14 protein-coding genes are annotated in these 14,616 nt (G+C 41.3%); 8 read left to right on the top strand and 6 right to left on the bottom strand.

Annotation, left to right across the window (positions count from 1 at the left end):
• Nucleotides 1-248: 248 nt before the first annotated feature.
• The 7 genes from AC07VD_RS11340 (at nt 249) to cypB (ending at nt 7,252) form a co-directional block, all read left to right on the top strand.
• Complete coding sequence (locus AC07VD_RS11340) at nt 249-617, top strand: Na-translocating system protein MpsC family protein (protein ID WP_004398508.1); 369 nt, start codon at nt 249-251, stop codon at nt 615-617.
• Nucleotides 618-879: 262 nt separating this feature from the next.
• A complete protein-coding gene (locus AC07VD_RS11335) occupies nt 880-1,680 on the top strand; it encodes a formate/nitrite transporter family protein (RefSeq protein ID WP_130572633.1) in 801 nt (266 codons plus the stop codon).
• Nucleotides 1,681-2,069: 389 nt separating this feature from the next.
• Nucleotides 2,070-2,219: a YrzI family small protein gene (locus AC07VD_RS11330; RefSeq protein WP_004399102.1), complete on the top strand. Its 150-nt coding sequence runs from the start codon at nt 2,070-2,072 to the stop codon at nt 2,217-2,219.
• A gap of 156 nt (nt 2,220-2,375) precedes the next feature.
• Entirely contained in the window at nt 2,376-2,534 is a 159-nt protein-coding gene (locus tag AC07VD_RS11325) for a hypothetical protein (protein ID WP_014477487.1), read from the top strand.
• 188 nt (nt 2,535-2,722) lie between these two features.
• Nucleotides 2,723-3,265, top strand: coding sequence for a class I SAM-dependent methyltransferase (locus AC07VD_RS11320; protein WP_217018136.1), 543 nt, complete (start codon nt 2,723-2,725; stop codon nt 3,263-3,265).
• Between the two features lie 221 nt (nt 3,266-3,486).
• Entirely contained in the window at nt 3,487-4,071 is a 585-nt protein-coding gene (gene fatR, locus AC07VD_RS11315) for a transcriptional regulator FatR (RefSeq protein WP_021480200.1), read from the top strand.
• Nucleotides 4,072-4,087: 16 nt separating this feature from the next.
• On the top strand, nt 4,088-7,252 hold the full coding sequence (cypB, locus tag AC07VD_RS11310; protein WP_217018140.1) for a bifunctional cytochrome P450/NADPH--P450 reductase CypB: 3,165 nt from the start codon (nt 4,088-4,090) through the stop codon (nt 7,250-7,252).
• 243 nt (nt 7,253-7,495) lie between these two features.
• Here cypB and AC07VD_RS11305 read toward each other — a convergent pair whose 3' ends face one another.
• The 5 genes from AC07VD_RS11305 to AC07VD_RS11285 all read right to left on the bottom strand — a co-directional run bounded on the left by AC07VD_RS11305 (nt 7,496) and on the right by AC07VD_RS11285 (nt 12,316).
• A complete protein-coding gene (locus AC07VD_RS11305; RefSeq protein ID WP_017696060.1) occupies nt 7,496-7,786 on the bottom strand; it encodes a YrhK family protein in 291 nt (96 codons plus the stop codon).
• Nucleotides 7,787-7,919: 133 nt separating this feature from the next.
• Nucleotides 7,920-9,824 (bottom strand): peptidoglycan O-acetyltransferase OatA, encoded by a 1,905-nt coding sequence (oatA, locus tag AC07VD_RS11300; protein WP_494721790.1) that lies wholly within the window; start codon nt 9,822-9,824, stop codon nt 7,920-7,922.
• A gap of 110 nt (nt 9,825-9,934) precedes the next feature.
• Nucleotides 9,935-10,792 (bottom strand): anti-sigma-V factor RsiV, encoded by an 858-nt coding sequence (gene rsiV, locus AC07VD_RS11295; RefSeq protein ID WP_095843852.1) that lies wholly within the window; start codon nt 10,790-10,792, stop codon nt 9,935-9,937.
• A complete protein-coding gene (gene sigV, locus AC07VD_RS11290) occupies nt 10,792-11,292 on the bottom strand; it encodes an RNA polymerase sigma factor SigV (protein WP_004398891.1) in 501 nt (166 codons plus the stop codon). The genes rsiV and sigV overlap by 1 nt, the downstream gene beginning before the upstream one ends.
• A 196-nt stretch (nt 11,293-11,488) precedes the next feature.
• The gene (locus AC07VD_RS11285; RefSeq protein WP_015251592.1) at nt 11,489-12,316 is read right to left on the bottom strand and encodes a TrmB family transcriptional regulator; all 828 of its coding nucleotides are present in this window, start codon (nt 12,314-12,316) and stop codon (nt 11,489-11,491) included.
• A 152-nt stretch (nt 12,317-12,468) separates the two neighbouring features.
• On the opposite strand from AC07VD_RS11285, the gene AC07VD_RS11280 reads away from it, so the two are divergent.
• Complete coding sequence (locus tag AC07VD_RS11280) at nt 12,469-13,101, top strand: LysE family transporter (protein WP_014477480.1); 633 nt, start codon at nt 12,469-12,471, stop codon at nt 13,099-13,101.
• A 92-nt stretch (nt 13,102-13,193) separates the two neighbouring features.
• Here AC07VD_RS11280 and AC07VD_RS11275 read toward each other — a convergent pair whose 3' ends face one another.
• Entirely contained in the window at nt 13,194-14,582 is a 1,389-nt protein-coding gene (locus tag AC07VD_RS11275) for an amino acid permease (protein WP_015483487.1), read from the bottom strand.
• Between the last annotated feature and the right edge of the window lie 34 nt (nt 14,583-14,616).

The following is a 14,616-nucleotide window of genomic DNA, read 5'->3' as shown; positions in this document are numbered from 1 at the left end:
AATTCTAAGAAGGTGTAAACACACATGGCGGAATAGTTCACTAGCAAGTCTTACTAACAGACCAATCCTTGATTTTTATAAAACGATAGACTCATAACAAGATCCTATTACAAATCCATCAACACTGCTTTTATTATAATGTGATATTTATTATAATACAATATGGCAGGAAAATTTTAACCAAGTGAAATGTCCTGAGGGGAACCGGGAAAAGCCTTTATAAGGCAATATCGGAAGGGGTAATCAGCATGTCTAAAAAAATTCATGAATTCAATGATATCATTCGAAAACTTCGCAAAGAATTGTTCGGAAAAGGGCCTGAGAGAATTCATACTGTATTTGTAGAAAACATGGCAGTTTCAACACTATACGGAAATCTGAGTGCAAGCGAGCAGTTTATCGCCCGCACGCCTGAAGGAAGAGAGATGGTACATGCGGCCCGGACAAGCCTAATTCAAGACCTTTATTCCAAACAAACACCGGAAGGAATGGAGGAACTCATGGGAGCTAAGCTAGTCCATTTGTTTTCTGATATTAAAATTGAGGAAAACATCGCTGTATCTGTATTTGTTTTTGACCGAAAAATAGATGAGCAAAAAGAAGCTCTGCAAAGCTAGTATATTTGTCATTGACACAAATTTGTCACATTTGATATGATGTTGCTACAGTTATAGAAGGCTAAAGCAATGGAATGTATGCACGATCTGTATATATTCTCTTTCAATATCTTACATACTGCTTGATATTGTTGTATGGGTATGCATACAAGTTAGGCAGCATTCAAACGCCTGGTTTGACACAGGTTATTTGAGTGCTGCCTTTTTTATTGCCTTTCTTGCATAACTGTGAGAAAAGAAGAAGTAATGGAGGCGTTTTATTATGGCTTTTCGAAAACCGGATGAAATAGCGGAAGCAACAATTGAAGCAGGGATGAAAAAAATAAAGCTCCCGCTGCCGTCACTGCTTGTGCTGGGGTTTTTAGGCGGTGCATTTATCGCGCTTGGGTATTTGCTTGATATCAGGGTAATCGGCGATCTTCCGAAAGAATGGGGGAGCCTGTCCAGTTTAATTGGTGCAGCAGTATTTCCAGTCGGCCTGATCCTTGTCGTTCTCGCTGGCGCTGAACTGATCACAGGCAATATGATGTCAGTTGCGATGGCGTTATTTTCGAGAAAAATATCAGTAAAAGAGTTGGCGATTAACTGGGGAATCGTCACAATTATGAACTTAATCGGCGCATTGTTTGTTGCGTACTTTTTCGGGCATTTGGTTGGATTGACTGAAACAGGTCCTTATTTAGAAAAAACGATTGCCGTTGCCCAAGGAAAGCTTGATATGAGCTTTGGCAAGGTTCTCATTTCCGGCATCGGCTGTAACTGGCTTGTATGTCTTGCAGTGTGGCTTTCTTTCGGCGCCCAAGACGCAGCAGGAAAAATCCTTGGCATCTGGTTCCCAATCATGGCTTTTGTGGCTATCGGATTTCAGCACGTTGTCGCCAACATGTTTGTGATTCCTGCTGCCATTTTTGCAGGCTCATTCACGTGGGGGCAGTTCATCGGAAACATCATTCCGGCTTTTATCGGTAATGTCATCGGCGGAGCTGTATTTGTCGGTCTCATTTATTTTATTGCATATCATAAGAAAGACCGCTCCAGAAAAGAAATGAAGCAGGTGTCATGACCAACGGGCAAATCCATTCGATGATTTGCACAATTTCCGTCCATTTTTAGAAAAAGATGTTTACAAAATGGAATTTGGTGGATATACTTACAAAGTAAGAAAAAAGCAAAGGAGGCTGAACCAAAATGACAATGAGACAACGACGTCAACCTGTACGTGATACACATGTAAAAGTTCATAGTTTATTCAGCCTGTGGAAGAGTTCGTGTCCTTCCTTAACCGATGCTTATCGCACGCATTAAATTCGGAATAGTCGGACATACGCAACTCCCCGCAGGCAGTAGAGGCATTGGTGTCTTCTTTTGTCTGCGGTTTTTATTTGCCCGCGGCAGAAGGGGTGTGCCGCGGGTTATTTCGCTTGATGCGGACTTTGAAAGGGGGTGAGCGATATGACGATTAACCTATTCTTTTTAACGTTAACGATAAAAAAAAGGTTTAAAAGCCTGGAAGAATTCGAACGAGAACAGCAGATTGAGCAGATTTATGATGAAATGAAAGAGTCTCAGTTAAAGCATCTTTATTTAACAAACTGGCGCTAAAAGCAACGAAAAAAACTGAAGGGGGAATGGCATATGCTTAGAATGGAATTATTGATGCATTATACAATGGAGAAGGACCAAGTTTAGCGAAACAGCTGTCAAGAAAATGCCTGCCTGCATACAATAAATCAACGTTACTGTGAGGCAGGTGATGGCATGATGAACGATTATCAAAAAAGGCTGCCGTCGATTGGCCATGGTTATGCGTCCATGCCGCATTCCTTCAAACATGGTTATGGAAATCCATTCCGACAGCAGAGGCTGATGGCAATGCAGCAGCAAAGGCTGTTTGCATTCCCTTATCATTGGCATTAGAAAGAGGGCAGAAAACATTTTGTTTTCTGCTTTTTTTTGCGGAAAAAAATGAAAAAGTTTAGTTCTATTGAAACATTTTTCAATACATTGCCGTCTAGTTGGTACCTTCCTTCACTTTTAGAATGAAGATGATGTTTATTTTTTGAATATAATAAATAAACATAGGAAACCAAAAGCAGGTGTTTAAAATGCTAGAAAATAGACTCTATAAACGATCGAATTTTTGGAAATTATTTTCTCGGAAATATAAGCTAACCAAAACAATTGAGCATATGATGATTGACTCTATAGATATACAAGAAAATGACAGAATTTTAGAAATTGGAATTGGGAATGGCACTGTCTTTAAAAGCATAACCAAGAAACTAGAAAAGGGAAGCCTAAAAAGCATTGATCCTTCAAAGCGAAAGGTAAGACAGATATTACGTGCGAATCGAAAGAACATGGGGAACGGGGAGGTTTTTCATGGCTATCCAGAGGACATTCCCTTTGATGACCGTACCTTTAATAAAGTCTTTTCTTTACATACGGTTCAGAGCTGCACCGATATTAGGCTTGCATTAAGAGAAATTTACAGGGTGCTTCAAATTGACGGCCGGTTTTATATCAGTATTGACACAAATACCGGTGAAAAAGAGAAAACGTATATTCAACTGCTGAAAGACCAGCATTTCAGGGATCTTTCTGTTATCAGGCGTGATTCCTGTCTATGTATTGTGGCTGTTAAATAAAAAATTTCTCGGGAAATATATCCAAGATCCTCGCATTAGGATTTGGGTATATTTTCTTAATTTTTTATTTTTTGCATATACTTTATATTAAAAAAAGTTTTTTTCATATAAACTTATAACAGAAGAAAGAACAAAGAGGTGATTTCAGACAGGGCAGACATTCTTTATGAACAATAGGAATGAATATTCATTCCGCAAACGAATCGGAGGTTGTAGATTACATGTTATCCGCATCCAGCAGTAAATACGACATGATTATGAAAGCGTCGGTCTCACTTTTTACGGAAAGGGGTTTTGACGCTACCACTATTCCTATGATAGCTGAACGTGCTCATGTAGGGACAGGAACGATCTATCGTTATTTTGACAGCAAAGAAACACTCGTCAACGTACTGTTTCAAGAAAGCATCCAGCGATTTACGGAAAAACTGAAGCAAGATGTTTCAGAATTGCCTGTCAGAGAAGGCTTTCACCACGTATTTTGCTGTCTCGTTCAGTTTACGAAAGAGAGCGACTATGCGCTTTTTTTTCTTGAAACCAAAAAAGATGCTCATTACTTAAATCATACAAGCAAAAAAATGATAGAAAATCTGACTCAAATGCTTGATGACTATTTTAATAAGGGAAAAGCGGAAGGCGTGATTCGCAGCCTGCCCTCTAATGTGTTAATTGCGATTGTATTAGGGGCGTTTCTCAAGATATATCAGCTCGTCCAAACAGGTGATATAGAGATGGACACTGATTTAATTACTGAATTGGAACAATGCTGCTGGGACGCCATTAAGCTTCATTCATCACAAAAATAAGGAAGGGGAGATGTTAATGAAACAGGCAAGCGCAATACCTCAGCCCAAAACATACGGACCTTTAAAAAATCTTCCGCATCTGGAAAAAGAACAGCTTTCTCAATCCTTATGGCGGATAGCTGATGAATTGGGACCGATTTTCCGTTTTGATTTTCCGGGAGTATCCAGTGTTTTTGTCTCGGGCCACAATTTTGTGGCTGAAGTATGTGATGAAAGCCGCTTTGACAAGAACCTTGGCAAAGGCTTGCAAAAGGTGCGTGAGTTCGGGGGAGATGGCTTATTTACAAGTTGGACGCACGAACCGAACTGGCAAAAAGCCCACCGCATTTTGCTGCCGAGTTTTAGTCAAAAAGCGATGAAAGGCTATCATTCTATGATGCTGGATATCGCAACTCAGCTGATTCAAAAGTGGAGCCGGTTAAACCCTAATGAAGAAATTGATGTAGCGGACGATATGACACGTCTGACGCTTGATACGATTGGGTTATGCGGGTTTAACTATCGATTCAACAGCTTTTACCGTGATTCACAGCATCCGTTTATCACCAGTATGCTCCGTGCCTTAAAAGAGGCGATGAATCAATCGAAAAGACTGGGCCTGCAAGATAAAATGATGGTGAAAACGAAGCTGCAGTTCCAAAAGGATATAGAAGTCATGAACTCCCTGGTTGATAGAATGATAGCGGAGCGAAAGGCGAATCCGGATGAAAACATTAAGGATCTCTTGTCTCTCATGCTTTATGCCAAAGATCCAGTAACGGGTGAAACGCTGGATGACGAAAACATTCGATACCAAATCATCACATTTTTAATTGCTGGACATGAGACAACAAGCGGGTTGCTATCCTTTGCGATTTATTGTCTGCTTACACATCCGGAAAAACTGAAAAAAGCTCAGGAGGAAGCGGATCGCGTGTTAACGGATGACACGCCTGAATATAAACAAATCCAGCAGCTCAAATACATTCGGATGGTTTTAAATGAAACCCTCAGACTGTATCCAACAGCTCCGGCTTTTTCTCTATATGCGAAGGAGGATACTGTTCTAGGCGGGGAATATCCGATCAGTAAAGGGCAGCCAGTCACTGTTTTAATTCCAAAACTGCACCGGGATCAAAACGCTTGGGGACCGGATGCGGAAGATTTCCGTCCGGAACGGTTTGAGGATCCTTCAAGTATCCCTCACCATGCGTATAAGCCGTTTGGAAACGGACAGCGCGCTTGTATTGGCATGCAGTTTGCTCTTCAAGAAGCGACAATGGTTCTCGGTCTTGTATTAAAGCATTTTGAATTGATAAACCATACTGGCTACGAACTAAAAATCAAAGAAGCATTAACGATCAAGCCGGATGATTTTAAAATTACTGTGAAACCGCGAAAAACAGCGGCAATCAATGTACAGAGAAAAGAACAGGCAGACATCAAATCAGAAACAAAGCCAAAAGAAACCAAACCTAAACACGGCACACCTTTACTTGTTCTTTACGGTTCAAATCTTGGGACAGCTGAGGGAATAGCCGGTGAATTGGCTGCTCAAGGCCGCCAGATGGGCTTTACAGCTGAAACGGCTCCGCTTGATGATTATATCGGCAAGCTCCCTGAAGAAGGGGCAGTCGTCATTGTAACGGCTTCTTATAATGGGGCGCCGCCTGATAATGCTGCCGGCTTTGTAGAGTGGCTGAAAGAACTTGAGGAAGGCCAATTGAAAGGTGTTTCCTATGCGGTATTCGGCTGCGGGAACCGGAGCTGGGCCAGCACGTATCAGCGGATTCCCCGCCTGATTGATGACATGATGAAAGCAAAGGGGGCATCGCGTTTAACAGCGATTGGGGAAGGTGACGCCGCCGATGATTTTGAAAGCCATCGCGAGTCTTGGGAAAACCGCTTCTGGAAGGAAACGATGGACGCATTTGATATTAACGAATTAGCCCAGAAAGAAGACAGGCCTTCATTATCGATTACTTTTCTCAGTGAAGCGACGGAAACGCCGGTTGCTAAAGCATATGGCGCGTTTGAAGGGATTGTGTTAGGGAATCGAGAACTCCAGACAGCTGACAGTACGCGTTCAACCCGCCATATTGAATTGGAAATTCCGGCTGGTAAAACATATAAAGAAGGCGATCATATCGGAATCCTGCCGAAGAACAGCAGGGAGCTTGTTCAGCGGGTTCTCAGCCGATTCGGTTTGCAGTCCAATTATGTGATAAAAGTAAGCGGAAGCGCTCATATGTCTCATCTGCCGATGGATCGCCCGATCAAAGTAGCGGATTTATTGTCGTCCTATGTAGAGCTGCAGGAACCGGCATCAAGGCTTCAGCTTCGGGAGCTGGCCTCTTATACAGTCTGTCCGCCGCATCAAAAAGAGCTGGAACAGCTCGTTTCAGATGATGGCATTTACAAAGAGCAGGTACTTGCAAAACGTCTTACCATGCTTGATTTTTTAGAGGATTATCCTGCCTGCGAAATGCCGTTTGAACGGTTTTTAGCACTTTTGCCATCATTAAAACCGAGATACTATTCCATTTCAAGTTCACCGAAAGTTCATGCAAATATCGTGAGCATGACGGTAGGAGTTGTGAAAGCCTCAGCATGGAGCGGCCGAGGTGAATACCGGGGTGTCGCCTCTAATTATTTAGCAGAATTGAATACAGGTGATGCAGCAGCCTGTTTCATTCGTACCCCGCAGTCCGGATTCCAGATGCCGGATGAGCCTGAAACGCCTATGATTATGGTCGGGCCGGGCACAGGAATTGCGCCATTCAGGGGCTTTATTCAGGCAAGATCGGTTTTGAAGAAGGAAGGAAGCACCCTTGGTGAAGCACTTTTATACTTCGGCTGCCGCCGCCCGGACCATGACGACCTTTACAGAGAAGAGCTGGATCAAGCGGAACAGGACGGTTTGGTCACAATCCGCCGATGCTACTCGCGCGTCGAAAACGAACCAAAAGGATATGTCCAGCACTTGCTCAAGCAAGATACGCAGAAATTGATGACACTCATTGAAAAAGGGGCTCATATTTACGTATGCGGTGATGGATCGCAAATGGCTCCTGATGTAGAGAAAACTTTGCGATTGGCGTATGAAGCTGAAAAAGGAGCAAGTCAGGAAGAATCAGCTGAATGGCTGCAAAAGCTGCAAGATCAAAAACGTTATGTAAAAGACGTTTGGACAGGAATGTAAAATATAAAATCCCGCCAATCTGATTGGCGGGATTGATTTGCATGTGAGAAAACCGGCACGATAATGAAATCTACTGAAAAGGATGTTATAGGGAGTATCGCGCCGGCCTTATTATTCATATCGTCATGCAGAGGCAAAAGTTTAGTTCTTTTTACCTTATTTTTAAAAATAAATAGTCTAAAAGTCTTGTTTTTGATTTTCAACTCAGGCTTTTGGCATTTTGTACTTTTTTATTCCTCAAGATCAGTCATCTGTTGAAGATTGATGCTTGAATTGCCGTTCCACATGCTTACGGTAATGAAAGTCATGAATCAGCCGGATCGTGGGCCTGATTAACAGCAGCAAGCTTCCGATCGCAAACAGCCATATCCCTGCCGACATTAATCGGTCATAAAAAAAGAAAAAGCTCCCGACGAGAAACAAAGCACCAATAATAAAATCGTTTACTGTATAAAGAATCTTATATCGTTTTTTGAAAAAAAGTTCATATCGTTTCAGCTCTTTTTGGATGTCATGTTCTTCATTTACTGTCACCATCATCCCTCCATTCTATTTTGGCTTACCCTTACGTAAACGGAATGTAAACATAAGGGCTGCCTTGCTGAAAGGAGACATAATCAACGATCAGAAACTAAAGTGAAAAAGTAATCCGCATAGGATCTCTTTTTTACGATTTCATCGCCTGAACAATAAGAGCAGTCAAAGCTTTTGCCCCTTTAGGAACCAAGTGAACACCATCAGGGGTAAAATATTCTGGATGCTGAAGAGCTTCTGTATGCCAGTCAACTAACGTAACATTTTGATGTGCGTGGGCCTGTTGCTGCAAAGATTCATTTACCTTGCTTTCCCATTGGCGGGGAACCCGTGTATTGACAAGATAGATATGAGCTTTTGAGAAAGATTGAAGCAGTTGTTCGATTTGGCTGTTTGTAAAGTAGCCATTGGTTCCAAGCTCAATGATGACAGCCTTGTTCGGCTGATTAAAAGACTTGTATTCCCTTGCGAGTTCCAAAGCTTGAGACATTTGTCTCCCCACCTTTCCATCAATCGTCACATGTGAAAGTGACTGACGCAGGTGTGAAGAAATATCAAGCATGACGGAATCTCCTATAGCTAACACCTCTTTCGCAGTGTCTGCTGGTTTTTTCGCCTGTTGAGATTGCGTGTCTTTCTTTTTATGAGTCTCTTGCCCACTATCTTTGTTTTCCTTTTGACGTTGATCGGATTCTGTTGTCTTTTGTTCAGGATTGTGTTTTTTATCTGCTGCAGCGTTCTTTTTATCCCCAGAAGCATGGCTGGTGTCAGCATTTGTTTCTTGTGAGCTATATGTCCATTTGGTAGGGTGCTTTTGCTCGCCGGCTAGCCCTGACAGCCCGCCTGCAAAAATAAGTATAGCGAAAATGATGAAACCAATTGACATTTTGCTGATGACAGATGTCGTTTTCCATTCCTTGATTCTATGTATAAAAACACGGCGGAAAAATGACCTGAATCCCTGTGTCCGTATCGGCTTCTCAATAAAATGGTAGGAAAGCTCGGCAAGTATACATGTCACAATGACCTTTAGCACGATATGCCAAAAAACAGGGTTTCCGATTTCTTGAACTGGCGTGCTTAACACAATAACAGGGTAGTGCCAAAGATAAATTCCGTAAGACCTCGTTCCAAGCCACCGAAGCGGCCTCCATGAAAGCAGATTGCCTAAAAAGCTGCTCGGATGGCAAACACATGCAATAAGGATTGCGGCAGTCACGCTAATGAATAGCATTCCGCCTCTGTAAAGAAAAGGCTCGTATTCATCTGTGAAATAGACACACAACACTAATATACAAAATGCCGAAAATTCGGTGGCGTGCAAAGTGTGCTTCAGTTTGCTAGGCAGCCTGTTGGAAGACAGCCTTTTCATCGGCCATACCAAAGCCAAGGCACATCCGATGAGAAGTCCAAACGAACGAGTGTCTGTGCCATAGTAAACGCGGCTCGGATCTCCGCCAGGTTCATACAGTACGCTCATCATCACGGCTGAACAAAGCGCAAGCAATGATATCACCGCAGCCAATCTGGCGCGGCTTTTCATTATGTACATTCCAACAACTAAGAACATCGGCCATATGATATAAAATTGTTCTTCAATCGCCAGCGACCAAAGGTTTTTTAGAGGTGATGGGGAACCGAAACTATCAAAATATGATAGCTTGTGAAAAATAAACCACCAATTGCTCATATAAAAGAGAGAAGAGATCGCATCTCCACGTAGAGTGTGCAATAGTTCTCGATCAAACAATACGACCCACACAACAGTGGAAAAGATCATAAGGTACGCTGCCGGCAGAAGCCGCCGAATGCGGCGCACCCAAAAGTCCCGAAAATCAAGATTGATATCATTTCCATATGCCGGTAATAGAATAGATGTAATCAAATATCCGGATAAAACAAAAAAGATATCAACTCCGATAAAACCTCCGTTAGCCCAATTGAAATTTAGGTGATAAGCGATAACTGACAGGACGGCAAAAGCCCGAAGGCCATCAAGTCCAGGGATGTATCGATGATGCTGTGTCTTGTGATACATGGGTATTCCTCCAATAGTATGCAAATATTCTCGTTGTTTTTGATAGCGAGGTTACGACCTCGAATAGAGAAGAGAGAAAACATCCATAATCTTAGATGGATGTTTTTATTTTATCGAATATAACGTTCTCCCACGAGCAAGTTTGAAATGACGCTGGTTGGAATTGTAAACTCGGTAACGCCCATATAGCCGGGGGCGACTTCATATTCGTCAAATGAGATCACAAGTTTATGGTCTTCAGTAATGTAAAACGTCTGATCAGGAAGAATCGTTTTGAACGGTTCTGCATCTTCGTCAGTGAGCCAATATATTTTATTTGGATCTTCCTTCATTTGCTGTTTCATTTGTTCTTTGATGTTTTGACTGATGACTTTGATATAGCGCTCATCTTTGAATAAGCTTTTTAATGTAAGTAAAATATCATTCTTTTTGTCAATTGTAATATAACGGCTTTGTGTGTAGGAAGATGCTTGTGTTGTTTCAATATTGCGCCGGATAGAGAGTAAATCTGGCGTGTCTGTGACCGTCTCGTAATCACTGTAGATGCTGAGATGCCCTTTTTTGTTTTGGGATGTGGACTGTATAAACTCTTTATACAGCTGCTGGCTTTCTTTCAAGTATTTCTCGTTAATGCTGTTTTCAAGCTCTTTATTAGAAAGTCCGGACAAAGCAGGTGTTTTGACATCAATGCTTGATTGGTCTTTTTCCTCTTTGATTTCAATAAAGGTGATCGCTTTGACGATTTTGCCGATGACAGGGATCTTTGACATAGCCTGAGCGGCGTCCGGGTTGATATTAACAAGCGCAGTGAATAAAATAGCTGCAGCGATTGCTGCTGATGTCGGCCACATGACGATTCTTTTCTTTTTTGGTTCTTGCTGAAGGGCTTTTTCAACAATGATATCCAATTCTTTAGGAATCTGAACATTTTTATATTCTTCTCTTAATTGCTGTAATCTCTTATCCATTAAGAAAGATCCTCCTTCGTCAACTGAATGCGCATCAGCTTCAATGCTCTGTATAGGCGCGTTTTGACGGTATTCGTGTTTTCTCCTGTAATTTCCGCAATTTCTTCTAATTTGAGGTCTTCAAAAAAACGTAAAATAATAATGGTTTTATAGCGGTACGGCAATTCGTCAAGCGCTTCATGGAGATCAGTATCCTTGTAATGGTCTTCCTTTCCTTTGCTTAAAAATTCTATCGTTTCGTCGTCCATCACTCTTATCTTTTTTTGTTTGCGCAAAAAATCAATGGCTGTCCGTACTAAAATTTTATAAAACCAACTTTTTATCGTCTCAGGGTTCCTGACCGTTTCAACTGAGCTCAGCGCTTTTTTTATAGATTCTTGAACAATATCTAATGCGTCATCTTGATTTTTTACATAACTGAAAGCCAACCTGTAGAAATCTTGCTTATGGTCAGTTATGCATGTGACAAGCAACGCTTTTGTTGTTTGTTTTTTCTTCATTGCAATAAAGGGCTCCTTTTTGAATATACGTATATCGTAGGCTGTTACCTAGGATAGACGCGGCAGGCTGAAAAATAGTTTGTGCAGAATCACATTTTTTTAAAAGAGAGAAGTAAATCAGCATGGGGGGTTATGCATAAAAAAAACAAGGCTTGTTTTGTACAAGCCTTGTTTTTGGGGTAAGAGATGCCAAACATTATTCCAAATAATGTTTTTTGAAATCTGAGTGAATAGAAAATTTACGGCGCAACTGGATGAGATTTTTCCCGAAGCTCTCTTCTAAAAGCTCTCTATGCTTTTTCAGAATTTCCATGAGGTACAGATCATGAATGATCACTTCAGTAATAGGCATGACTAACCCTACATGCATCGTCCATGCAGCACGGCTGTCGTTGCCAAGTGAGACAATGCCCGCTACTACTTCTGAATCATCTCCGCTATAGACAAGCCACCGTCCGTCATACTCTTCTGTAATTTCACTGCTCATATCATGAAGGTAAACATTGGCAAAATCAGATACGATGTCTCCGTACGCAATAATGGTGACAATAACGCCTTGATCTGCCGCATGTTTGAGCTCTGATTCTATCTCCTCAAAATCCTCTTTCCATATTTCTAAAAGGATTCTTTTTTTGGCAGATAAGATACAAGCCTTCACCTTTTCAAGAATTTCACTGCGGCCGGTGATATTCCAGATGTTTTCCCGGTCATTAGCAGTCTGCTCGAACTTTTCAAAATATTTCTCAGCCTGATCAAAATGCTCTTCCGCTTTGAGCCGGCGGTTTTTAATCAGTTCTTTTGCGGGGACTGGAACATACTGAGGCGTATTTCCATGACTGACAAAAACATCTCCCCTTATGACAAGGCTTTCCAAGACTTCATAAATTTTAGAACGGGGCACTCCGGATTTTTTGGCAACGGCATAGCCTGTTAAAGGTGATTCTTGCAATAATGCCAAATACGCTTTCGATTCATATTCTGTAAAATTGAGGTTTTTTAAAATGTCTAACATATTTTCTTTCATATATCCTCCAATATAAAGAGCAATCGCTGCCTTAGTAATCGCTATTTTAACAAACCATATTGATTTATTCCAAACGCATTGATACACTTTTATAAGTAGTTACTTTTGTAGTCACTATATTATTGAGGGGATTTTTAAAGGGGGAGAGAACAATGCACAGCTTACTCGCATACATACCGATCGCTGCCATGATGGTTATCATGCCGGGGGCAGATACGATGCTTGTGATGAAAAATACGCTTAGGTATGGCCCGAAAGCCGGCCGTTATAACATTCTCGGATTGGCGACAGGACTTTCCTTTTGGACGGTAATTGCCATTTTAGGATTATCAGTGGTGATCGCAAAGTCAGTGATTCTTTTCACAACGATCAAATATTTGGGAGCGGCATACTTAATTTATTTAGGTGTAAAAAGTTTTTTTGCTAAAAGTATGTTTTCGTTAGATGACATGCAATCCCAAGCAAAAAATATGGCAAGTTCTCCGAAACGTTATTATAAAACTTCCTTTATGCAGGGATCACTCAGTAACATTCTCAATCCTAAAACTGTTTTGGTGTATGTTACAATCATGCCCCAATTTATCAATTTGAACGGAAATATAAACCAGCAGCTCATTATTTTAGCTTCAATCCTAACCTTATTAGCGGTGTTGTGGTTCCTGTTTCTTGTTTATATTATTGATTACGCAAAAAAATGGATGAAAAACTCGAAGTTCCAGAAAGTGTTTCAAAAAATTACCGGAATAATATTAGTAGGTTTCGGCATCAAAACTGGTTTGAGTTAACACTTAAATGAAGTGAATGAAATTTGAAACCAAAGTTTAATTTGTGTTTGACCCATAAAAAAGACAAGGGAGTGAGTATCCCTTGTCTTTTTTTATTTCATCTTATGTCCTCTGCGGGTTTGCACCTTGTACAAAATAATCAATAAAACAAACCAGACCGGGGTGACAAACAAAGCAATACGTGTATCATTCGCCAGTGCCAATATGACAAGAATGAACGCGAGAAATGCAAGTGTTAAATAGTTGGATAATGGGTAAAAAGGCATTTTGAATTTGTTTGCTTTCGCTTCATGCTGCCTTGTTTTTCGATATTTCAAATGGCAAATCACCGTGATGCCCCAAATAAAAATGAAGCATATTGTAGAAACACTTGTAATCAGTGTGAAGACTTGCTCGGGCATTAAATAATTCAGACTAACGCCAATCAGAATGGCGACGGATGAAAAGAACAGCGCATTGCTTGGCACGTTAGAAGAAGTTAATTTCTTTAAAAGTCCAGGTGCGTGATGATCCTTTGCAAGTGAATAGACCATTCGGCTTGTGCTGAATAAAGCGCTATTTGCAGCTGACGCGGCTGATGTTAATACAACAAAATTGATCAAACTGGCAGCCACAACGATGCCTACTGCAGAGAAGACCTGAACAAATGGGCTTTCGTTTGGATTCAACACATTCCAAGGATAAATACACATAATCACGAAAAGTGCGCCAACATAAAAAAGTAAAATCCGGACAGGGATTTGATTGATGGCTTTAGGGATCACTTTTTGGGGATTTTCTGTTTCACCTGCTGTCAGTCCAACAAGTTCAATACCCACGAAAGCGAAGACGACCATTTGGAACGATAGGATAAACCCATGCCATCCATTTGGGAACATGCCGCCGTGGCTCCAAAGGTTGGTGAGGCTGGCAGGGCCGGAAGCTGCGGAAAAACCTTTCGCAATCAGGAAAATGCCAGTTACGATCAGAGCCAGTATGGCAATGACTTTGATCAATGCAAACCAAAATTCTAATTCTCCGAAAAGTTTAACGGTGGCAAGGTTCATGATCAGCAGGATAATAAGCGCAAGAAGACCCGGCAGCCATTGAGGCACATCGGGAAGCCAATATTGCGTATAAATGCCGACCGCCGTTAAATCAGCCATCGCGAGGGAAATCCAACAGAACCAGTAGGTCCACCCAGTGATAAATGCTGCCATGTTTCCTAAATAGTCCCTTACAAAATCAACAAAAGAGTGGTATCCCGCATTTGATAAGAGCAGTTCTCCGAGCGAACGCATAATGAAAAAGCAAAATACGCCGGTGATCAAGTAAGCAAATAAAATGGATGGTCCTGCAAAGTGGATGGATTTACCTGAACCTAAAAATAAACCTGTACCGATTGCACCTCCAATCGCCATTAATTGTATATGCCTGTTTTTAAGGCCTCTAGACAATTTCTGTTGCTGGCCAAAATTGTCTTTGCTAGAATTGCCTATCAATTTTATTTTCCTCCAGTAATAAAAAGATGAGTAA

Source organism: Bacillus sp. GW821-FHT01G09 (assembly GCF_059422205.1).
Note: the sequence above shows the minus strand (reverse complement) of the source record. Positions and strands in the feature narration are given on the sequence as shown.

What these genes read in the sequence shown, in the direction of transcription:
- AC07VD_RS11285 (WP_015251592.1), bottom strand. Translation starts at nt 12,316, where the DNA reads ATGAAAGAAAATATGTTAGACATTTTAAAAAACCTCAATTTTACAGAA.
- rsiV (WP_095843852.1), bottom strand. Translation starts at nt 10,792, where the DNA reads ATGGATAAGAGATTACAGCAATTAAGAGAAGAATATAAAAATGTTCAG.
- sigV (WP_004398891.1), bottom strand. Translation starts at nt 11,292, where the DNA reads ATGAAGAAAAAACAAACAACAAAAGCGTTGCTTGTCACATGCATAACT.
- AC07VD_RS11325 (WP_014477487.1), top strand. Translation starts at nt 2,376, where the DNA reads ATGATGAACGATTATCAAAAAAGGCTGCCGTCGATTGGCCATGGTTAT.
- AC07VD_RS11340 (WP_004398508.1), top strand. Translation starts at nt 249, where the DNA reads ATGTCTAAAAAAATTCATGAATTCAATGATATCATTCGAAAACTTCGC.
- AC07VD_RS11330 (WP_004399102.1), top strand. Translation starts at nt 2,070, where the DNA reads ATGACGATTAACCTATTCTTTTTAACGTTAACGATAAAAAAAAGGTTT.
- fatR (WP_021480200.1), top strand. Translation starts at nt 3,487, where the DNA reads ATGTTATCCGCATCCAGCAGTAAATACGACATGATTATGAAAGCGTCG.
- oatA (WP_494721790.1), bottom strand. Translation starts at nt 9,824, where the DNA reads ATGTATCACAAGACACAGCATCATCGATACATCCCTGGACTTGATGGC.
- AC07VD_RS11335 (WP_130572633.1), top strand. Translation starts at nt 880, where the DNA reads ATGGCTTTTCGAAAACCGGATGAAATAGCGGAAGCAACAATTGAAGCA.
- AC07VD_RS11320 (WP_217018136.1), top strand. Translation starts at nt 2,723, where the DNA reads ATGCTAGAAAATAGACTCTATAAACGATCGAATTTTTGGAAATTATTT.
- cypB (WP_217018140.1), top strand. Translation starts at nt 4,088, where the DNA reads ATGAAACAGGCAAGCGCAATACCTCAGCCCAAAACATACGGACCTTTA.
- AC07VD_RS11280 (WP_014477480.1), top strand. Translation starts at nt 12,469, where the DNA reads ATGCACAGCTTACTCGCATACATACCGATCGCTGCCATGATGGTTATC.